Source organism: Enterobacter sp. JMULE2 (assembly GCF_013337145.1).
Classification (GTDB): domain Bacteria; phylum Pseudomonadota; class Gammaproteobacteria; order Enterobacterales; family Enterobacteriaceae; genus Enterobacter; species Enterobacter mori.
Genome location: NZ_SGWD01000011.1, coordinates 380,558 through 401,167 on the forward strand (window position 1 = coordinate 380,558; position 20,610 = coordinate 401,167).

Here is a 20,610-nt window from a genome sequence, read left to right on the forward strand (position 1 = left end):
CGCTGTCCGGCAAAACGACAGAGAAATCGTCGGGAGAGTGAAATGAGTATATCTACCCAAAGCATCCCGTGGTACCGCCATCTTAGCCGCCCGCAGTGGCGCGCCTTCTCCGCTGCCTGGCTGGGATATTTGCTTGATGGCTTCGATTTTGTACTGATTGCCTTAGTTCTGACGGAAGTGAAAAGCGAGTTCGGCCTGACGACGGTGGAAGCCGCGAGCCTGATTTCGGCGGCCTTTATCTCACGCTGGTTCGGTGGCCTGCTGCTGGGGGCGATGGGCGATCGCTATGGCCGCAAGCTGGCGATGATTACCAGCATTGTTCTTTTCTCCTGCGGCACCCTGGCCTGCGGGTTTGCGCCGGGCTACGTCACCATGTTTATCGCCAGAATGGTGATCGGCATGGGGATGGCGGGCGAATACGGCTCCAGCGCAACCTACGTGATCGAAAGCTGGCCAAAGCAGCTGCGCAACAAGGCGAGCGGCTTTTTGATTTCCGGTTTCTCCGTGGGGGCCGTCATCGCCGCGCAGGTCTACAGCCTCGTGGTCCCCGTCTGGGGCTGGCGCGCGCTGTTCTTAATCGGCATCTTGCCTATCGTCTTTGCCCTGTGGCTGCGCAAAAACATCCCGGAAGCCGAGGACTGGAAGGCGAAGCACGCTGGCAAAGCGCCGGTACGCACGATGGTCGATATTCTTTATCGCGGTAAGTACCGCGTAATCAATATTGCCATGACGCTGTTTGCCGGTGCGGCGCTGTGGCTCTGCTTTGCCGGAGAGCTAAACAACGTTGGGATGGTGGTCATTCTGGGGCTGCTGTGCGCCGTCGTTTTTATCAGCTTTATGGTGCAAAGCAGCGGTAAACGCTGGCCCACTGGCGTAACGCTGATGGTTGTGGTGTTGTTTGCCTTTCTCTATTCGTGGCCGATTCAGGCGCTGCTGCCAACCTATTTGAAAACGGATCTGGCCTACGATCCGGCTACGGTGGCCCGCGTGCTGTTCTTTAGCGGATTTGGCGCGGCGGTGGGCTGCTGCGTAGGCGGTTTTCTTGGCGACTGGCTGGGCACACGTAAAGCTTACGTCTGCAGCCTGCTGGCCTCGCAGCTGCTTATTATTCCGGTGTTTGCGATCGGCGGCGCGAATATCTGGGTGCTCGGGCTATTGCTCTTTTTCCAACAGATGCTGGGTCAGGGCATTTCCGGGATCTTACCTAAGCTCATCGGCGGCTATTTCGATACCGACCAGCGGGCAGCCGGGCTTGGATTTACCTATAACGTCGGCGCGCTGGGCGGGGCGCTTGCACCAGTGATCGGCGCTCTGCTGTCCCAGCGGATGGAGCTGGGAACCGCGCTGGGATCGCTCTCCTTTGGCCTGACATTTGTCGTGATCCTGTTGATCGGCCTCGATATGCCGTCCCGCGTTCAGCGCTGGATCAGGCCGGAAGCGCTGCGCACTCACGACGCCATCGACGGTAAACCGCTGAGCGGAGCCTTTCCTGCGGGCGCGGTCAAACGCGAGCAGGTGATGAAATGACGACGCTGGCAATTGATATTGGCGGCACGAAGCTCGCTGCCGCCCTGGTTGAAGGGGACGTTCTGTCGATGCGCAGGGCGTGCCCGACCCCCGGCAGCCAGACGCCGGGCGCGCTTGAGGAGGCGCTACGTGCCCTGGTTTTACCTCTGGTTAGGCATGCCGGGCGCGTGGCGGTGGCGTCGACAGGGATTATTCATAACGGCGTGCTCACCTCCATCAATCCGGCCAACCTGGGTGGCCTGGAGCACTTTCCGCTGGTCGCCTTTTTGGAAGCTGCCACGCAATTACCGGTCACGGCGGTTAACGACGCGCAGTCCGCCGCATGGGCAGAGTTTTGCGCGCTGCCCGGGAGGGACGATATGGTGTTCCTGACTGTTTCAACCGGCGTGGGCGGCGGCGTTGTACTCAATGGAAAACTTCAGACGGGCAGCGGGGGGCTGGCCGGGCATCTTGGGCATACGCTGGCCGATCCCGCCGGGCCGCTTTGTGGCTGTGGACGAAGAGGATGCGTTGAAGCCATTGCCTCAGGCCGGGGCATTGCTGCTCAGGCGCAGGGCGAACTGGCAGGGCTGGATGCAAAGGCGATATTCAGCCGGGATACACCGCAGGCTCGCAGGCTGGTGGCAAATTCGGCACACGCGCTGGCGCGACTGATCGCCGACGTTAAAGCCGTTACCGACTGTCAGGTTATCGTGGTCGGCGGCAGCGTGGGGCTGGCGGAAGGGTATCTCCCTCTGGTGAAAGCCTATTTATCGCAGGAGCCTGAAGTGTATCAGGTGCCCCTTCGGGCGGCGCATTATCGTCACGACGCCGGGCTATTGGGCGCGGCGCTGTTAGCTACAGGAGATGCGTTATGATGATGGGAGAGCTGCAGTCACTGGCATCGTCGGGCCTGCCCGCCGCACTGGTGAATGCTCTCACGCTGGCGGTTGCCGCCCGGCCAAAGGAGAAAGCGCCGGGTCAGTACGAACTGCAGGGTGATGCTATCTTTATGAATGTTATGCAGTTTGCTACACAAGCCCCGGAGCTGAAAAAGGCAGAGCTGCACGCGGAGTATATTGATATCCAGCTCCTGTTAGCCGGTGAAGAGCGGATTCTGTTTGGCGTTGCGGAGTCCGCGCGCGGGTGCGAGGAAATGCATAGCGCCGAGGATTATCAGCTTTGCAGCCGCATCGAAGGGGAGCAGTCGGTAGCGTTAAGACCGGGGATGTTTGTGGTGTTTATGCCGGGGGAGCCGCATAAGCCAGGGTGCATCACCGACTCGGCGGGAGAGATTAAAAAGGCCGTGGTGAAGGTTCGCGCCAGCCTGTTAACCGCATAAAAAAGCCGGATGGTTTTCCATCCGGCTCGATCTTTTACACTTCCAGGTAGTTCAGTATACCGTCAGCGGCTTTACGCCCTTCGGCAATCGCCGTGACCACCAGGTCCGAACCGCGAACGATATCGCCACCGGCGAAGATTTTCGGGTTGCTGGTCTGGAATGCGTTGTCGCTGCCTTCAGGTGCAATCACGCGGCCCTGTGAATCCAGCTCAACGCTGTGCTTCGCAAGCCATTCCATGCTGTGAGGACGGAAACCAAACGCCATGACGACGGCATCGGCCGGGATCACATGTTCGGAGCCTGCCACGATCTCAGCGCGACGACGACCCTTGGCATCTGGTGCACCCATCTCGGTGCGCGCCATCTTCACGCCGCTCACTTTACCGTTGGCATTCACTTCAATGCCCAGAGGCTGGATGTTGAACTGGAACTCTACGCCCTCTTCACGCGCGTTTTTCACTTCGCGTTTAGAGCCCGGCATGTTCTCTTCGTCACGACGATAGGCGCAGATCACGTGTGCCGCGTTCTGACGAATAGACGTACGCACGCAGTCCATCGCGGTATCACCGCCGCCCAGCACCACCACGCGTTTGCCTTCCATGCTGACGAACGGCTCATCGGCGGTTTCGCCGTAGCCCATGATCTGCTTGGTGTTGGCAATCAGGAACGGCAGGGCATCATAAACGCCTGGTGCATCTTCGTTCTCCAGACCGCCGCGCATGGACTGGTAGGTGCCCACGCCGAGGAACACGGCGTCGTAATCCTTCAGCAGGTCGTCGAGCTGCACGTCGCGGCCCACTTCCACATTCAGTTTGAACTCAATGCCCATGCCGGTGAAGATTTCACGGCGACGGGTCATGACCTCTTTTTCCAGCTTGAAGGCCGGGATGCCGAAGGTCAGCAGACCGCCGATTTCCGGATGACGGTCAAAGACCACCGCCTTCACGCCGTTGCGGGTCAGCACGTCCGCACAGGCCAGGCCCGCCGGGCCCGCGCCGATGATGGCCACGCGCTTGTCAGTTTGACGCACGCCGGTCATGTCCGGGCGCCAGCCCATCTCGAACGCTTTATCGTTGATATAGCGCTCGATGTTGCCGATGGTCACTGCGCCAAATTCGTCGTTCAGCGTACAGGAGCCTTCGCACAGACGGTCCTGAGGACACACGCGGCCGCACACTTCCGGCAGGGTGTTGGTCTGGTGAGACAGCTCGGCGGCTTCAAAAATACGCCCTTCGTTGGCCAGCTTCAGCCAGTTCGGGATGTAGTTGTGTACCGGACATTTCCATTCGCAGTAAGGGTTACCGCAGGACAGGCAGCGGTCTGCCTGCGCTTTGGCCTGGCCTTCTGAAAACGGCTCGTAGATCTCTACAAATTCAATTTTGCGGATCTTCAGCGGTTTCTTTGGCGGATCAACACGCTGCAGGTCGATAAACTGGTATACGTTCTGGCTCATCTGAATTCCTTACTGCGCCTGCACGCGCAGCTCTGCTGCGCTACGACTACGGTGACCCAACAGGGCTTTAACATCGCTGGACTTCGGTTTAACCAGCGCGAATTTCGCTGAGAACGCAGGCCAGTTCGCCAGGATCTCTTCACCGCGCGAAGAACCGGTATGCTGCACATGCTCGGTAATCAAGCCGCGCAGGTGTTCTTCGTGGATGGCCAGCGTTTCAACGTCCAGCACTTCCACCAGTTCCGGGTTCACGCGTTTGCGGAACTCACCGTCTTCGTCCAGGACGTACGCAAAACCGCCCGTCATGCCCGCGCCAAAGTTCACGCCGGTTTTACCCATTACGCAAACAATCCCGCCCGTCATGTATTCACAACCGTTATCGCCAATGCCTTCCACCACGGTGATAGCACCAGAGTTACGCACCGCAAAACGCTCGCCCGCACGACCTGCTGCGAACAGACGACCGCCGGTCGCGCCGTACAGGCAGGTGTTACCGATGATGCTCGCTTCATGGCTGCGGAAGGCTGAGCCGACCGGAGGACGCACCGCCAGCAGACCGCCCGCCATGCCTTTACCGACGTAGTCGTTGGCATCACCAGTCAGGTACAGCTCAACGCCGCCTGCGTTCCACACGCCGAAGCTCTGACCCGCGGTACCACTGAAGTGCGCAGTAATCGGATCCGCCGCCAGCCCCTGGTCACCGTGCGTTTGCGCGATATAACCGGAGAGGGAGGCACCCACGGAGCGGTCGGTGTTGCGGATATCAAACCAGAACGTTTTGCTCTGCTTGTCGTCCACATACGGTTTCGCCTGCTGCAGCAGCTGCGCGTTCAGCACGCCGTTATCGAACGGCGGGTTGTTCTCGGTGCAGTACACCGCTTTGCCAGGATGCGGCTGTGCGGTTTCCAGCAGCTTAGACAGCTCCAGCTTCTGCTGCTTCGCGGTGAAGCCTTCCAGCTCTTTCAGCAGGTCGGTACGGCCAATCAGGTCCACCAGGCGTTTCACGCCCAGCTGCGCCATCAGCTCGCGGGTTTCACGGGCGATGAAGTCAAAGTAGTTGGTCACTTTGAACGGCAGGCCGTGATAGTGGTTCTTACGCAACTTCTCGTCCTGGGTAGCTACGCCGGTTGCGCAGTTGTTCAGGTGGCAAATACGCAGGTATTTACAGCCCAGCGCAACCATCGGGCCGGTACCGAAGCCGAAGCTTTCCGCGCCGAGGATTGCCGCCTTGATAATGTCGAGGCCAGTTTTCAGACCACCGTCCACCTGCAGACGGATCTTGTGACGCAGGCCGTTCGCCACCAGCGCCTGCTGGGTTTCCACCAGGCCAAGCTCCCACGGGCAGCCCGCGTATTTCACGGAGGAGAGCGGGCTTGCGCCGGTACCGCCGTCGTAACCGGCGATGGTGATCAGGTCAGCATAGGCTTTCGCCACGCCGGTAGCGATGGTGCCGACGCCCGGTTCGGAAACCAGCTTCACGGAGATCATCGCTTTCGGGTTGACCTGTTTCAGGTCGAAAATCAGCTGCGCTAAGTCCTCGATAGAGTAGATATCGTGGTGCGGCGGCGGGGAGATCAGCGTCACGCCCGGTACGGAATAGCGCAGTTTGGCGATGTATGGGGTAACTTTATCACCCGGCAGCTGACCGCCTTCGCCCGGTTTAGCACCCTGAGCGACTTTAATCTGAATCACGTCGGCGTTGACCAGGTACGCAGGCGTCACGCCAAAGCGACCGGATGCCACCTGCTTGATGCGTGACACTTTGTTGGTGCCGTAACGCGCAGGGTCTTCACCGCCTTCGCCGGAGTTGGAGTTGCCGCCGATGCTGTTCATGGCTTCCGCCAGCGCTTCGTGGGCTTCCGGGCTTAGCGCGCCGATGGACATCGCCGCGGTATCGAAGCGTTTGAACAGCTCGGTTGCAGGTTCTACGTCGTCGATGCTGACGGCTTCGTCACCCGGGTTCAGGGCAATGAGGTCGCGCAGCGTTGCCGCCGGACGGTTGTTTACCAGCTCAGCGTACTGCTGATAATCGCTGTATTCGCCGCTCTGAACCGCCTGCTGCAGCGTGCGCACCACGTCCGGGTTATAGGCGTGGTATTCGCCACCGTGAACGTATTTCAGCAGACCGCCCTGATCCAGCGGCTTACGTGCCAGCCAGGCGCGTTTTGACAGGTTCACCAGATCCTGCTGGAAGTCAGCAAAACCGGCGCCGCCGATACGGCTGATCACGCCCTGGAAGCAGAGATTTGCGACATCGTCATGCAGGCCGACCGCTTCAAACAGCTTCGAACAGCGGTAAGAGGCGATGGTCGAGATGCCCATTTTGGACATGATCTTGTACAGGCCTTTATTGATGCCGTTGCGGTAGTTCAGCATTACCGCGCGGTAATCTTTGTCGATCGCGCGGGTATCCACCAGACGGGCCAGCGTTTCGTAGGCCAGATACGGGTAGATCGCCGTCGCGCCAAAGCCTAACAGCACGGCAAAGTGGTGCGGGTCGCGGGCGCTGGCGGTTTCAACAATGATGTTGGCGTCGCAGCGCAGGCTCTTATCGACAAGACGCGTCTGGATAGCACCCACCGCCATTGGCGCGGGTACCGGCAGACGGTTTTTCGCGATATTGCGGTCAGACAGCACCAGCAGAACGGTACCGTTACGCACCATCTGTTCAGCTTTATCACACAGCGCATTCACCGTCTCTTCGAGGGTCGCCTCGGTCACGTCGAACGTAATATCGAGCGTGTCGGCGCGGTAGTGATCCTCTTTCAGCGTAGTGAGCTGTTTGAAATCGGAGTACAGCAGGATCGGCGATTTAAAGGTCAGACGGTGCGCCTGGCCTTCTGCTTCGCAGAAGACGTTCATCTCGCGGCCGATGCTGGTTGCCAGCGACATCACGTGCGCTTCACGCAGCGGATCGATCGGCGGGTTGGTGACCTGCGCGAACTGCTGACGGAAGTAGTCGTAAATGATGCGCGGCTGGCTGGAGAGCACGGCAAACGGGGTATCGTCACCCATGGAGCCGACCGCTTCCTGACCGTTTTCACCCAGTACGCGGATGACGGAGTCCAGCTCTTCCGCGCTGTAGTTAAACTGCTTCTGGAAGCTTGCGAGGGTATCGTCGTCCAGCTCGCGGCTGCCCACTTCTTCGTCCGGCAGATCTTCGAACGGCACCAGACGACGGACGTTTTTCTCCATCCACTCTTTGTACGGATGGCGACTTTTCAGATCGTTGTCGGTTTCGGCGGAGTGCAGGATACGCCCACCGCGGGTGTCGATAACCATCAGCTCGCCCGGACCGACGCGGCCCTTCTCGACCACTTCGTCAGGCTGGTAATCCCAGATCCCGACCTCAGACGCGCAGGTGATGAGCTTATCTTTGGTGATGACGTAGCGCGCCGGACGCAGACCGTTACGGTCCAGGTTACAGGCGGCAAAACGGCCGTCGGACATCACGATGCCCGCCGGGCCGTCCCACGGCTCCATGTGCATGGAGTTAAAGTCGAAGAACGCGCGCAGCTCAGGGTCCATATCCGGGTTGTTCTGCCACGCCGGTGGCACGAGCAGACGCATGGCGCGCACGATGTCCATCCCGCCTGCCAGCAGCAGTTCCAGCATGTTATCCATGGAGCTGGAGTCAGAGCCGGTTTCGTTCACGAACGGCGCGGCATCGTGCAGGTCAGGGATCAGTGGCGTCTGGAACTTATAGGTACGGGCGCGGGCCCACTGGCGGTTACCGGTAATGGTGTTGATTTCGCCGTTATGCGCCAGGTAGCGGAACGGCTGAGCCAGCGGCCAGCGAGGAACGGTGTTGGTGGAGAAGCGCTGGTGGAACAGGCAAATGGCCGATTCCAGACGCAGGTCCGCAAGGTCCAGGTAGAAGCGCGGCAGGTCAGCCGGCATACACAGACCTTTATAGATGTTCACAAGGTTAGAGAGACTACAAACGTAGAACTCTTTATCGTCCTGGAGACGTTTTTCAATGCGGCGGCGGGCGATAAACAGACGGCGTTCCATATCACGCGGACGCCAGCCCGCAGGCGCGTTAACGAAAATCTGTTCAATACGAGGCAGCGAGGAGAGGGCGATTTCACCGAGCACCCCTTCGTTGGTTGGCACATTGCGCCAGCCGACAATAGACAGGGTTTCACGCTGAAGTTCTTCTTCGACGATGCGGCGTGAGGCGGCAGCCTTTTCAGGATCCTGGTTCAGGAACAGCATGCCGACAGCGTAGTTTTTGGCTAAACGCCAGCCGCGCTCTTCCGCCACGATACGGAAGAAACGATCCGGTTTTTGCAGCAGCAGGCCGCAACCGTCGCCGGTTTTACCATCGGCAAGGATGGCGCCACGGTGCTGCATTCGGGCCAGTGCGTGAATAGCAGTACGCACTACCTTGTGGCTAGGTTCGCCTTCTATGTGGGCGATCAGGCCGAAACCACAGTTATCCTTCTCAAGGGATTTATCGTACAACATATCAGTGAACCTCCCCAGGCTCGTCGGGCTTCCCACTGAACTTTACCGTGGCGCACAGGCACAGAAAGAGCATGGCGACGGGGTTTGCGTTTCATACGCGGACCTCGCATTCGCCCTCTTTTTCATCCTTTCGCGCAGGTAAACAAGTTTGAGGACTTGCTTCAGAGGGAATCTCAATTACTGCATAAATATGATGAGCAGGCCGCTCATCCAGAAAGCTTCCAGCGGATTTCCAACTTATCGGGAATTGGTACACAGGTCAAATGGCAATCTTATTTATACAAAAATGTGCTAAAGAGAGTTTATCTGGTTGTAATTAAAGGGTATTTAACTATTTTTACATTGATTGTATGCCCTGGCAGGACGCAGCGGAGTGTGATCTGACTCACTATATGAAAGCGGTATTATCGATGTAGCGTGCTGAATAGCCGTTTTATAGCAGAATAATAATCTGGCAATGACTGCAAACCCGAATAAACCCACTGTTTTTCAGTGGTGGCGCTATAAATGAAAAAAACAATCAGAACATAAGGAAAAGTAATCACGAATGGCGTGAATGAAATTGCAGTAATCTTGAGTATTTATTCATATGGATAAAGGCCGTCCAGGGCGATTGATCCAGGTCATCGCCGACAGAGGCTAAAAATGGCAGGCTTGTCCCCTTTCTCCGGGACGGTCTATCAGATTATGCAGTTACAGAAATTAGTCAATATGTTTGGTGGGGATCTTTTGCAGCGATACGGACAAAAGGTTCATAAGCTGACGCTACACGGCGGGTTTAGCTGCCCGAATCGCGATGGTACCATCGGGCGCGGCGGCTGCACCTTCTGTAACGTTGCGTCCTTTGCTGACGAAGCTCAGCAGCATCACTCTATCGCGGAACAGCTCGCGCATCAGGCGAGCCTGGTGAACCGCGCGAAGCAGTATCTGGCCTATTTCCAGGCCTACACCAGCACATGGGCGGAGGTGCAGGTGCTGCGCTCGATGTATCAGCAGGCGGTCAGCCAGGCTAACATCGTAGGGCTGTGCGTGGGGACGCGCCCGGACTGCGTACCGGACGCGGTGCTGGACCTGCTCAGCGAGTACAAAGAACAAGGCTACGAGATCTGGCTGGAGCTGGGCTTGCAAACCGCGCACGACAAAACCCTGCACCGCATCAATCGCGGTCATGATTTCGCCTGCTACCAGCACACCACGCGGCTGGCCCGTGAGCGTGGGCTGAAAGTCTGTTCGCATCTGATTGTTGGGTTACCCGGCGAAGGTCAACAGCATGGTCTTGAAACGCTGGAAAAGGTGGTTGAGACCGGCGTGGACGGCATTAAGCTGCATCCGCTGCATATCGTTACGGGAAGCATTATGGCGAAAGCCTGGGAAGCAGGGCGGTTAAGCGGTATTGAGCTCGACGACTATACGGTGACGGCAGGGGAGATGATTCGCCACACGCCGCCGGAAATTGTCTACCACCGCATCTCCGCCAGCGCCCGCCGTCCAACGCTTCTGGCACCGCTATGGTGTGAGAACCGCTGGACGGGGATGGTGGAAATCGACCGCTATCTACAAGAGAACGGTGTACAGGGGTCGGCGCTTGGCCGCCCGTGGGTTCCCCGTCTACCGGCGACGGCCGCCTAACAGGCTTCCCAGCATGCCGCGCACTATCTGATTGGTGACCTGTCGTGCGGCGCTTTTCGCCATGGTTTGTACAACGCCGTCGCGCTTGCCGCCGCGCGGCCCGGTGCTGCCGAACAGGATGTCTTTGAGCCCCCCGAGAATACCGTCATCCACGGCAACAGACTGCCCTTTTGCGGCAGGCGCATCCTGCGATTCCGTTGTCGCCTGAACCCCTTTTTGCAGCATCTCGAACGCGGACTCCCGGTCCACTTCGTCTTCGTACTTTCCGTAAACCGGAGAGTGGTTAATCAGGCCGTTGCGTTCATCGTCGGTAACCGGCCCCATGCGCGAGCAGGGCGCGATCACCATAGCGCGTTCCACCACGGACGGGCTGCCCTTCGCATCCAGGAACGAGATCAGCGCTTCACCGGTGCCTAACGCCTGAATCGCCGCTTCGGTATCAAAGGCCGGATTGGCGCGCATGGTTTGCGCGGCGGCTTTCACCGCTTTCTGATCTTTTGGCGTAAAGGCTCGCAGGGCGTGCTGCACGCGGTTACCAAGCTGACCGAGCACGTTATCCGGGATATCCGACGGGTTTTGCGACACAAACCAGACGCCAACGCCTTTGGAGCGGATCAGGCGAATGACCTGTTCAATTTTATCCAGCAATACCTGCGGCGCGTCGTTAAATAGCAGGTGCGCTTCGTCAAAGAAGAAGACCAGCTTCGGTTTTTCCAGATCGCCCGCTTCGGGTAACTGTTCGTACAGTTCGGAGAGCATCCACAGCAGGCTGGCGGCGTAGAGCTTTGGCATCTGGTAGAGCTTTTCTGAACTCAGAATGTTGATGATGCCTTTGCCGCTGCTGTCGGTGCGCATCCAGTCTTTGATATCCAGCATCGGCTCGCCGAAGAAGTGTTCGGCCCCCTGTTGCTCCAGGGTCAGCAACCCACGCTGAATGGCCCCTACCGAGGCGCTGCTGATATTGCCGTACTGGTTCTGGAAAGATTTGGCGTTATCGCCGATGTACTGGGTAATGGCGCGCAGATCTTTGAAATCAAGCAGAAGCAGTCCCTGATCGTCGGCAATGCGGAAGATAATATTCAGCACGCCGGACTGTACGTCGTTGAGGTTAAGCAGACGGGCCAGCAGCAGCGGGCCGAGATCGGAGACGGTGGCGCGCACCGGGTGGCCTTTTTCACCAAAGATATCCCACACCACCACCGGATTGCTGTGCGGCGTCCAGTCCGTGATGCCAATATTCTTCAGCCGTTCGAGCAGTTTTTCAGAGGCCGTCCCTTCCTGAGCCACACCGGTTAAATCGCCCTTCACGTCAGCCATAAAGACCGGTACGCCAATCTCCGAAAGCGACTCTGACGGTTTTCCCCGTCCCGGTCGCGCCGGTGATCAGACCGTGGCGGTTCGCCATCGCGGGCAGTAAATACAGCTCTTTTTCCAGCGTCCGGGCAATTAACAATGGTGTACTCATGATGCGCTTCCTCTCTTTGTCCTGGGTGGAGTATAGGCAACCTGGCCGCAATTTGGTTGAGTAAATTCCTGACTTTGCGGCGCATTATCCAGCGCGGACTATGCTTTTTCATACGGTTCACAACATTTTGGGAATGTATGTCCAGATTCTTTTTTAATGATCGCAAACAACTGGTCAACGATGCTATTGAAGGCATTCTGATTTCTGCTCCGCACGGAAACCTCGTCAAGCTTGATGTTGATCCTGCCATTCGAATTGTCGCGCGCGGTGACTGGGATAAAAGCCGCGTAGCGGTGATCTCCGGTGGGGGGTCCGGCCACGAACCGGCGCACGCTGGGTTTGTCGGAAAAGGGATGCTCACGGCGGCGGTATGTGGCGACCTGTTTGCCTCGCCGAGTGTGGATGCGGTGTTGAATGCCATTGTGGCGGTCACGGGCGATCGCGGCTGCCTGCTGATCGTCAAAAATTACACCGGTGACCGCCTGAATTTTGGTCTGGCGGCAGAAAAGGCCAAACGCTACGGCCTGAAGGTGGAGATGGTGATTGTGGCGGACGATATCGCGCTGCCGGACAACAAGCAGCCGCGCGGTATTGCCGGTACGGCGCTGGTGCATAAGATTGCGGGCTATGCGGCGGAGCACGGGAAATCGTTGAGTGAGGTGCGGGATATTGCGCAACAGGCCTGCGACAACCTCTGGAGCCTGGGCGTTGCGATGCAAACCTGTAACCTGCCCGGCAGCGACGAGGAAGAGGGGCGGATTAAGCAAGGCCACGTCGAGCTGGGTCTTGGCATTCACGGTGAGCCGGGGGCGTCCGTGGTGGATACGCAAAACAGCAAAGCGATTATCGACACGCTGGTCACGCCGCTTAAGGCGCAGGCCGGTGAGGGGCGCTTTGCGGTACTGATTAACAACCTCGGCGGCGTTTCTGCGCTCGAAATGGCGCTGCTGACCAAAGAGCTGGCGCATTCGGCGCTGAAAGAGAACATTGCGTACCTGATTGGGCCGGCGCCGCTGGTGAGCGCGCTGGACATGAAAGGCTTTTCTCTGACGCTGCTGAAGCTCAACGATTTCTTCGAAAAGGCGATTCACGCCGAGGTCGAGACGCTGGGCTGGCAGAAGCCCGTGCCGTTCGCACCTTTACGTACCGTTGCGCATAGTGCCATTCACGATCGCGTGGAATACACCCCGTCGGAAAACCCGCGGGTGAGTGAGTATGTCTCCTCGGTAACCGGGACGCTGATCGAACTTGAAAATCGCCTGAACGCGCTGGATGCGAAAGTGGGCGACGGTGATACGGGCTCCACCTTTGCGCAAGGCGCGCGGGATATTGCGCAGCGCCTGAAAGAGCATAAGCTCCCGCTTGATAACGTGTCGACGCTGCTGCTGCTGGTGGGCGAGCGTCTGGCCACGGTGATGGGCGGATCGAGTGGCGTGCTGATGTCGATCTTCTTTACCGCGGCCGGTCAAAAGCTTCACGATGGCCAGCCGCTGCCCGAGGCATTGCTCAGCGGGCTGGCGCAGATGAAGCAATACGGTGGCGCAGATCTCGGCGACCGTACCCTGATCGACGCGCTGCAGCCGGCGCTGGAGGCGTTGCGGAAAGGCGATATCAAGTCAGCGGCGAAGGCCGCACAGCTGGGGGCTGAAGCGACTGCGAAGATGATGAAAGCGGGCGCGGGGCGCTCGTCGTATGTGAATAAAGAGAACCTGGACGGGGTAATGGACCCGGGGGCGGTCGCGGTGGCAGAGGTGTTTTCTGCACTGGTGCGATAGGTGAGAATAGCCCGGTGGCGCTGCGCTTACCGGGCCTACAAAATCAGATCCAGGCCGGGTAAGGCGAAGCCGCCACCCGGCACTGTCACATCAGAAATCCGCTTTCAACACCACGCGGTAGCGGGCTTTGCCGTCACGCACGTGCTGGATCGCTTCGTTGATTTTCGACATCGGATACAGTTCGGTGGTCGGAGCCACTTTGGTGCGTCCGGCAAACTTCATCAGCTTGCGCAACTCAAACGGCGTACCGGTCGCGGAGCCTGACACGCTGCGATCCCCGCCGATCAGGGTAAACGCCGGAACCGGCAGCGGCTTCATTACCGCACCCACGGTGTGGAAGTTACCGCCGTAGGCCAGCGCTTCAAAGTACGGCTGCCAGTCGAGATCGACATTCACGGTGTTGATGATCAGATCAAACTGACCCGCCAGTGCGTTCAGTGCTTCCGGATCGCGGCTGTTCACCACTTTATCCGCACCCATCGCCAGCACTTCTTTCTCTTTCGCCGGGTTAGAACTGAATGCCGTCACTTCGCAGCCCATCGCGTGCAGCAGCTTGATGGCGATATGGCCCAGGCCGCCAATACCGATCACGCCCACACGACTGGTGGCGGTGATATGGTGCATCAGCAGCGGTTTGAAGACGGTGATACCGCCACACAGCAGCGGACCGGCGGATTCGATATCAATGCTGTCCGGCAGCGGGATGACCCATTGCCAGTCGGCGCGCAGCTTGTCGGCAAAACCGCCTTTATTCAGGATGGTGGGAACGGCGCCTTCGAGGCAGTTGATCTGGTTGCCGCTGATACAGGCGTCGCAGTGACCACAGCTGCGTGCCGTCCAGCCAATGCCCACGCGCTGGCCTACCTTCAGCCCTTTGTCCTGCGCGGCGCTACCGAGCGCCACGACGCGGCCAATGACTTCGTGCCCGGCAACCAGCGGGTAGCTGGAGAAGCCCCATTCGTTGTCGATCATCGAGAGATCCGAGTGGCAGATCCCGCAGTAATCAACCTGTACTTCGACGTCTTCTGCTTTTAGTTCGCCCGCATCGTACTCGTACAGCTCAAGTTCTGCACCCGCCTGCGGTGCGGCGTAGCTTTTTATCTTCGACATCGTGTTTCCCCTGTTATGGTGTGAACTGTGAGTGTAGAGCATCCGGTTTACAGCCGCTTAACAGAAGAGGGCAGGAACGGAAGTTACAGACTTTTCAGCATTCTGACTTCGCAATCAACGTGGCCGGTACAGCCCAGTGGCGCATCAATATGCTCAAAGCCAAGATGCTCATACAGGCCGATGGCCTCTTTGAGGAAGGCGGTGGTTTCGAGGTAACAGCGTTTGAAACCCTGCGTGCGCGCGTGCTCCAGGGCGACCAGCGCCAGCTTTTTCGCCAGACCCTGTCCGCGAACCGACGGCAGAAAATACATTTTCTGCAGCTCACAAATATCCGGCTCGCTGCAGCTCAGTGGCGCCACGCCGCCGCCGCCCACGACCTTGCCATTCTGCTCGATAACCCAGTAGGCATGGCCCGGCTGGTTGTACAGATGGAAAAGCTCATCGAGATTAGGATCGGCCACGGTGTAGCCTTTATCGGCTGTCAGGCCATATTCGGCGGAAACCGTGCGGATAACAGCGGCAATGGCCGGGTTGTCCTGCTCAGTGATCCGACGCATTGTCGTCGCGACGGGGGTAATCACGCTCATAGCATTACTCATGACAAAAATTGACACACAACTGCTGTTAATAGCACCGCAGAAAGGGGAGTGCAAGCGAGGAGTTTTCAGGAAGGTTACCCCTTACGCCCTGAAGCGTAAGGGGTAAAAGCATTACAGAGCGGCAATAACCGCCTGCTGCTCAATCAGTTTGGTCTTCGCATCGGCGAAAGCAACCAGACGTTCACGCTCTTTGGCGATGACCGCTTCCGGCGCGCGGGCGACAAAGCCTTCGTTCGCCAGCTTGCTTTCGATTTTGCCAATTTCCACGTCGACTTTCGCCACTTCTTTCGCCAGACGCGCCAGTTCGGCGTCTTTGTCGATCAGGCCCGCCATCGGGATCAGCAGCTCGGCACCGTCGATGATTTTGGTCACGGAAACCGGACCTTTTTCATCAGCAGGCAGCACGGTGATGCTGTCCAGACGCGCCATGGTCTTGAGGAAGGTGTTGTTCTCGCTGACGCGACGCACAGCAGCCTCGCTGCAGCCGCGCAGCAGCAGCTCCAGCGGTTTGCCTGGGGCAATGTTCATTTCAGCACGGATGTTACGTACCGCAACGATCGCCTGTTTCAGCCACTCGGTGTCCGCAGACGCCGCTTCATCAACCTTCGCCGCATCGAATTCCGGGAACGGCTGCAGCATGATGGTGTCAGCGTTGATGCCTGCAATCACCTTCACGCGCTGCCAGATGGTTTCGGTGATGAATGGAATGACCGGATGCGCCAGGCGCAGCAGACCTTCCAGAACGGTAATCAGCGTGTTGCGCGTGCCGCGCAGCTCCGCCTCAGAACCACCGTTCATCACCGGCTTCGCCAGCTCCAGATACCAGTCACAGAACTGGTTCCAGGTAAATTCGTACAGGATGCCCGCGGCGATATCGAAGCGGTAGCTGTCCAGCGCGTCGCGGAATGCTTTCACCGTCTGGTTGAATTCCGCCAGGATCCAGCGGTCCGCCAGCGACAGGGTCATTTCGCCGCCGTTGAAGCCGCAATCCTGATCTTCGGTGTTCATCAGCACGAAGCGGCTGGCGTTCCACAGCTTGTTACAGAAGTTACGGTAACCTTCCAGACGCTTCATGTCCCAGTTGATGTCACGGCCGGTAGAGGCCAGCGCCGCCAGGGTGAAGCGCAGGGCGTCGGTACCGTGAGACTCGATCCCGTTCGGGAACTGCTTCTCGGTGCGCTTGCGGATTTTCTCAGCCAGCTGCGGCTGCATCATGTTGCCGGTACGTTTTTCCAGCAGGTCTTCCAGAGAGATACCGTCAACCATGTCCAGCGGGTCAATAACGTTACCCTTGGACTTGGACATTTTCTGCCCTTCGTCGTCGCGGATCAGACCGGTCATGTAGACGGTATGGAACGGAACCTGCGGCTTGCCGTCTTCGTCTTTGATGAAGTGCATGGTCATCATGATCATGCGGGCGATCCAGAAGAAGATAATGTCGAAACCGGACACCATCACGCTGGTTGGGTGGAACTGACGCAGCGCGTCGGTGTTTTCCGGCCAGCCGAGCGTGGAGAAGGTCCACAGCGCGGAGGAGAACCAGGTGTCCAGCACGTCTTCGTCCTGACGCAGGGCAACGTCAGCGCTCAGGTTGTTTTCCTGACGCACTTCGTCTTCGGTGCGGCCAACGTAGACATTGCCTTCGTTGTCGTACCATGCCGGGATGCGGTGACCCCACCACAGCTGACGGGAGATACACCAGTCCTGAATGTCGCGCATCCAGGAGAAGTACATGTTTTCATACTGCTTCGGCACGAACTGGATGCTGCCGTTCTCAACCGCTTCCACAGCCGGTTTCGCCAGCACGTCGGCACGCACGTACCACTGGTCAGTCAGCATCGGCTCGATAACCACGCCGCCACGGTCGCCGTACGGCACGGTCAGATCGTGAGGTTTTATCTCTTCCAGCAGGCCGAGCGCGTCGACGGCAGCCACAATCGCTTTACGCGCGGCAAAACGTTCCAGCTTCTGGAACTCAGCCGGGATGTCGCTGGAGTAAACGTCAGACTCTTCGCCTTTGGTGTCGTACACTTCTGCGCTTTCACGGATATCACCGTCAAAGGTCAGGATGTTGATCATCGGCAGGGCGTGACGACGGCCGACTTCGTAGTCGTTGAAGTCGTGCGCCGGGGTGATTTTTACGCAGCCGGTGCCTTTTTCCATGTCGGCGTGTTCGTCGCCCACAATCGGAATACGGCGGTTTACCAGCGGCAGCACCACGAATTTGCCGATCAGATCTTTATAACGCGGATCTTCCGGGTTAACGGCTACGCCGGTATCGCCCAGCAGGGTTTCCGGACGGGTCGTGGCGACCACCAGGTAATCTTTGCCGTCGGCGGTTTTCGCGCCGTCGGCCAGCGGATAGCGGATGTGCCACATGGAGCCTTTAGACTCGCGGTTTTCCACTTCCAGGTCAGAGATGGCGGTGCGCAGTTTCGGATCCCAGTTTACCAGGCGCTTGCCGCGGTAAATCAGGTCTTCTTTATACAGGCGCACGAAGACTTCTTTCACTGCGTTGGACAGGCCTTCGTCCATGGTGAAGCGCTCGCGCTCCCAGTCCACGGAGTTGCCGAGACGGCGCATCTGGCGGGTAATGGTACCGCCGGATTCTGCCTTCCACTGCCAGATTTTGTCGATGAACGCGTCGCGACCGTAGTCGTGGCGGGTTTTACCTTCTTCAGCGGCAATTTTACGCTCAACCACCATCTGGGTTGCGATACCCGCGTGGTCAGTCCCCGCCTGCCACAGGGTGTTTTTACCCTGCATGCGCTGGTAGCGGATCATGGTGTCCATGATGGTCTGCTGGAAAGCATGTCCCATATGCAAACTGCCGGTGACGTTCGGCGGCGGGATCATGATGCAGAAGGACTCTTTGCTTTCGTCGCCGTTAGGCTTGAAATAGCCCTGCTGTTCCCAGTGCTCGTAAAGCGGCTGTTCGATATCGCGTGGGTTATATGTCTTTTCCATTATTTCCAGGTTGCCGTATTCAGGTTAAAACCAGCCAGGCGGTACGCTTTATAGCGTTCGCGCGCCAGTTGTTTTAAAGATTCTTCGTAAGGGACAAAGTCTACCACTTCTGTGAAAGCGGTGGCAAAATCTGCAAAGTCTACCCGCAGGCTAATGAGAATATCGCGCGCGCTGCTGTTGCGCTTCTGCGGCCAGGCAATTTCGACCGGTGCGCCACCGCGCGGGCCTTCGCCCGACAGGTTATGCGGCACAAAACTCTCCGGCGGGCGGGCCCACAGCGCTTCATCAAGGCGAATCGCCTGCTGCTCATCTTCACAGGCAATCAACACGCGTTTACCTGCGCGCCAACGTTCTGCGGCAATGTCACACACCAGCTGTTCGACGGCGCTGAGGCCATCCTGATGCGTGTCGTTGTCCAGAAGGTAGAACGTTGCATTCTTCATATATGGGGCTTCTTGTCGTGGATTTAAATGCAAAGCCGGGTGGCGCTACGCTTACCCGGCCTACGGTTGAGTGACGCTGTAGGCCGGGTAAGGCGAAGCCGCCACCCGGCGTTTTTCATCACTCGTCGCCGTTAAAACCCGCACGATTAAGCAGGAACTGCGACAGCAGCGCGACCGGACGACCGGTTGCGCCTTTGGCTTTACCGGAACGCCATGCGGTGCCCGCGATGTCCAGGTGCGCCCAGTTGTACTTGCGGGTGAAGCGCGCCAGGAAGCAGCCCGCGGTGATCGCACCGCCAGGACGACCGCCGATGTTCGCCATATCCGCAAAGTTGGACTCTAGCTGCTCCTGGAACTCATCGCCCAGCGGCAGTCGCCACGCGCGGTCACCGGCCTGTTCGGACGCGCCGATAAGCTCGTGTGCCAGCGGGTTGTGGTTCGACATCAGGCCGGTGATGTGGTGACCCAGCGCAATCACGCAGGCGCCGGTTAGCGTTGCCACGTCGATCACCGCTTCAGGTTCGAAGCGCTCAACGTAGGTCAGCACGTCGCACAGCACCAGACGGCCTTCGGCGTCGGTATTCAGCACTTCAACAGTCTGGCCGGACATGGTGGTCAGGACGTCACCCGGACGGTAAGCGCGACCGCCTGGCATGTTTTCACAGCCCGCCAGCACGCCGATGACGTTAATCGGCAGCTGAAGCTCAGCGACCATGCGCATGACGCCGTAAACCGCCGCCGCACCGCACATGTCGTACTTCATCTCGTCCATGCCTTCGGCAGGCTTGATGGAGATACCGCCGGAGTCGAAGGTCAGGCCTTTACCGACCAGTACGATCGGGCGCGCGTCTTCGGACGGGTTGCCCTTGTACTCAATCACCGACATCAGGGATTCGTTCTGCGAGCCGTTGCCGACTGCCAGATAAGAGTGCATTCCCAGCTCTTTCATCTGCTGTTCGCCGATGACGCGAGTGATGACATTCTTGCTGTAGGAATCCGCCAGCTGACGCGCCTGAGAGGCCAGGTACGCGGCGTTACAGATGTTTGGCGGCATGTTGCCGAGATCTTTAGCGGCTTTAATACCGGCGGCAATCGCCAGACCGTGCTGAATAGCGCGCTCGCCGCTGGTCAGCTCACGGCGTGTAGGCACGTTGAAGACCATTTTACGCAGCGGACGGCGCGGCTCGCTTTTATTGGTCTTGAGCTGGTCGAAGCTGTACAGGCTCTCTTTTGCGGTTTCGACGGCCTGGCGCACTTTCCAGTAGGTGTTACGGCCTTTGACGTGCAGTTCAGTCAGGAAGCAGACGGCTTCCATTGAGCCGGTATCATTCAGGGTATTAATCGTTTTCTGAATCACCTGCTTATACTGACGCTCATCCAGCTCACGCTCTTTGCCGCAGCCAATCAGCAGAATGCGTTCGGACAGGACGTTCGGAACATGGTGCAGTAACAGCGTCTGCCCAGGTTTACCTTCCAGTTCGCCACGGCGCAGCAGGGCGCTGATGTAGCCGTCACTGATTTTATCGAGTTGTTCGGCGATCGGGGAGAGTCGGCGCGGTTCAAACACGCCCACAACGATGCAGGCACTCCGCTGTTTCTCCGGGCTACCGCTTTTTACACTGAACTCCATGCACTACGCTCCTGAATCTTAAAGACAACGGCGGCAGCTACGGATAGAATTGAAACCTTTCGTAACTCATGTCCGCGGTTGTGGTGACTTCGTGTTAATCTTACGTTACTACGGTTTCGGCACGTCATTAAATGTTCTGAAGCGCGAATCCGCCGGGTTTTTTAATCTTAGCGATGATTTCGACGACTCAAGAGAATAAATGACGTTTAAGCCATGAAACA

General features: G+C 58.2%; 12 protein-coding genes and 1 pseudogene. 5 read left to right on the plus strand and 8 right to left on the minus strand.

The window, feature by feature from the left end:
• Nucleotides 1-42: 42 nt before the first annotated feature.
• The 3 genes from EXW94_RS10495 to nanQ are packed head-to-tail and all read left to right on the plus strand — an operon-like array spanning nt 43 to nt 2,848.
• On the plus strand, nt 43-1,527 hold the full coding sequence (locus tag EXW94_RS10495) for an MFS transporter (RefSeq protein ID WP_174340067.1): 1,485 nt from the start codon (nt 43-45) through the stop codon (nt 1,525-1,527).
• Nucleotides 1,524-2,384 (plus strand): N-acetylmannosamine kinase, encoded by an 861-nt coding sequence (locus EXW94_RS10500; RefSeq protein WP_174340068.1) that lies wholly within the window; start codon nt 1,524-1,526, stop codon nt 2,382-2,384. The genes EXW94_RS10495 and EXW94_RS10500 overlap by 4 nt, the downstream gene beginning before the upstream one ends.
• A complete protein-coding gene (nanQ, locus tag EXW94_RS10505) occupies nt 2,381-2,848 on the plus strand; it encodes an N-acetylneuraminate anomerase (RefSeq protein ID WP_126815468.1) in 468 nt (155 codons plus the stop codon). The genes EXW94_RS10500 and nanQ overlap by 4 nt, the downstream gene beginning before the upstream one ends.
• 34 nt (nt 2,849-2,882) lie before the next feature.
• On the opposite strand, the gene gltD is transcribed toward nanQ, so the two are convergent.
• Nucleotides 2,883-4,301 carry a glutamate synthase subunit GltD gene (gene gltD, locus EXW94_RS10510; protein WP_061716409.1) on the minus strand — a complete coding sequence of 473 codons (1,419 nt, stop codon included), beginning with the start codon at nt 4,299-4,301 and terminating at the stop codon, nt 2,883-2,885.
• Nucleotides 4,302-4,310: 9 nt separating this feature from the next.
• On the minus strand, nt 4,311-8,771 hold the full coding sequence (gene gltB / locus EXW94_RS10515; protein WP_108416117.1) for a glutamate synthase large subunit: 4,461 nt from the start codon (nt 8,769-8,771) through the stop codon (nt 4,311-4,313).
• Between the two features lie 687 nt (nt 8,772-9,458).
• Here gltB and EXW94_RS10520 point away from each other — a divergent pair.
• Nucleotides 9,459-10,400, plus strand: a complete 942-nt coding sequence (locus EXW94_RS10520) for a TIGR01212 family radical SAM protein (protein WP_120159725.1) — start codon at nt 9,459-9,461, stop codon at nt 10,398-10,400.
• On the opposite strand, the pseudogene EXW94_RS10525 reads toward EXW94_RS10520, so the two are convergent.
• A pseudogene (locus tag EXW94_RS10525) lies at nt 10,380-11,865 on the minus strand (helicase HerA-like C-terminal domain-containing protein). The gene EXW94_RS10520 and the pseudogene EXW94_RS10525 overlap by 21 nt on opposite strands.
• A 137-nt stretch (nt 11,866-12,002) precedes the next feature.
• Here EXW94_RS10525 and EXW94_RS10530 point away from each other — a divergent pair.
• Nucleotides 12,003-13,640, plus strand: a complete 1,638-nt coding sequence (locus EXW94_RS10530; RefSeq protein ID WP_174340069.1) for a dihydroxyacetone kinase subunit DhaK — start codon at nt 12,003-12,005, stop codon at nt 13,638-13,640.
• A 90-nt stretch (nt 13,641-13,730) separates the two neighbouring features.
• Here the strand turns inward: EXW94_RS10530 and EXW94_RS10535 are convergent, their stop codons facing one another.
• The 5 genes from EXW94_RS10535 to pepA all read right to left on the minus strand — a co-directional run bounded on the left by EXW94_RS10535 (nt 13,731) and on the right by pepA (nt 20,389).
• Nucleotides 13,731-14,750 (minus strand): NAD(P)-dependent alcohol dehydrogenase, encoded by a 1,020-nt coding sequence (locus EXW94_RS10535; RefSeq protein WP_029739607.1) that lies wholly within the window; start codon nt 14,748-14,750, stop codon nt 13,731-13,733.
• A gap of 83 nt (nt 14,751-14,833) precedes the next feature.
• Complete coding sequence (locus EXW94_RS10540) at nt 14,834-15,337, minus strand: GNAT family N-acetyltransferase (RefSeq protein WP_010436090.1); 504 nt, start codon at nt 15,335-15,337, stop codon at nt 14,834-14,836.
• Nucleotides 15,338-15,460: 123 nt separating this feature from the next.
• Nucleotides 15,461-18,316, minus strand: coding sequence for a valine--tRNA ligase (locus EXW94_RS10545; protein WP_174340070.1), 2,856 nt, complete (start codon nt 18,314-18,316; stop codon nt 15,461-15,463).
• Complete coding sequence (holC, locus tag EXW94_RS10550; RefSeq protein ID WP_010436086.1) at nt 18,316-18,759, minus strand: DNA polymerase III subunit chi; 444 nt, start codon at nt 18,757-18,759, stop codon at nt 18,316-18,318. Before holC ends, EXW94_RS10545 begins: the two co-directional genes overlap by 1 nt.
• 118 nt (nt 18,760-18,877) lie before the next feature.
• Nucleotides 18,878-20,389, minus strand: coding sequence for a leucyl aminopeptidase (pepA, locus tag EXW94_RS10555; RefSeq protein WP_010436084.1), 1,512 nt, complete (start codon nt 20,387-20,389; stop codon nt 18,878-18,880).
• Nucleotides 20,390-20,610: the final 221 nt, after the last annotated feature.

What these genes read in the sequence shown, in the direction of transcription:
- EXW94_RS10495 (WP_174340067.1), top strand. Translation starts at nt 43, where the DNA reads ATGAGTATATCTACCCAAAGCATCCCGTGGTACCGCCATCTTAGCCGC.
- EXW94_RS10500 (WP_174340068.1), top strand. Translation starts at nt 1,524, where the DNA reads ATGACGACGCTGGCAATTGATATTGGCGGCACGAAGCTCGCTGCCGCC.
- nanQ (WP_126815468.1), top strand. Translation starts at nt 2,381, where the DNA reads ATGATGATGGGAGAGCTGCAGTCACTGGCATCGTCGGGCCTGCCCGCC.
- gltD (WP_061716409.1), bottom strand. Translation starts at nt 4,301, where the DNA reads ATGAGCCAGAACGTATACCAGTTTATCGACCTGCAGCGTGTTGATCCG.
- gltB (WP_108416117.1), bottom strand. Translation starts at nt 8,771, where the DNA reads ATGTTGTACGATAAATCCCTTGAGAAGGATAACTGTGGTTTCGGCCTG.
- EXW94_RS10520 (WP_120159725.1), top strand. Translation starts at nt 9,459, where the DNA reads ATGCAGTTACAGAAATTAGTCAATATGTTTGGTGGGGATCTTTTGCAG.
- EXW94_RS10530 (WP_174340069.1), top strand. Translation starts at nt 12,003, where the DNA reads ATGTCCAGATTCTTTTTTAATGATCGCAAACAACTGGTCAACGATGCT.
- EXW94_RS10535 (WP_029739607.1), bottom strand. Translation starts at nt 14,750, where the DNA reads ATGTCGAAGATAAAAAGCTACGCCGCACCGCAGGCGGGTGCAGAACTT.
- EXW94_RS10540 (WP_010436090.1), bottom strand. Translation starts at nt 15,337, where the DNA reads ATGAGCGTGATTACCCCCGTCGCGACGACAATGCGTCGGATCACTGAG.
- EXW94_RS10545 (WP_174340070.1), bottom strand. Translation starts at nt 18,316, where the DNA reads ATGGAAAAGACATATAACCCACGCGATATCGAACAGCCGCTTTACGAG.
- holC (WP_010436086.1), bottom strand. Translation starts at nt 18,759, where the DNA reads ATGAAGAATGCAACGTTCTACCTTCTGGACAACGACACGCATCAGGAT.
- pepA (WP_010436084.1), bottom strand. Translation starts at nt 20,389, where the DNA reads ATGGAGTTCAGTGTAAAAAGCGGTAGCCCGGAGAAACAGCGGAGTGCC.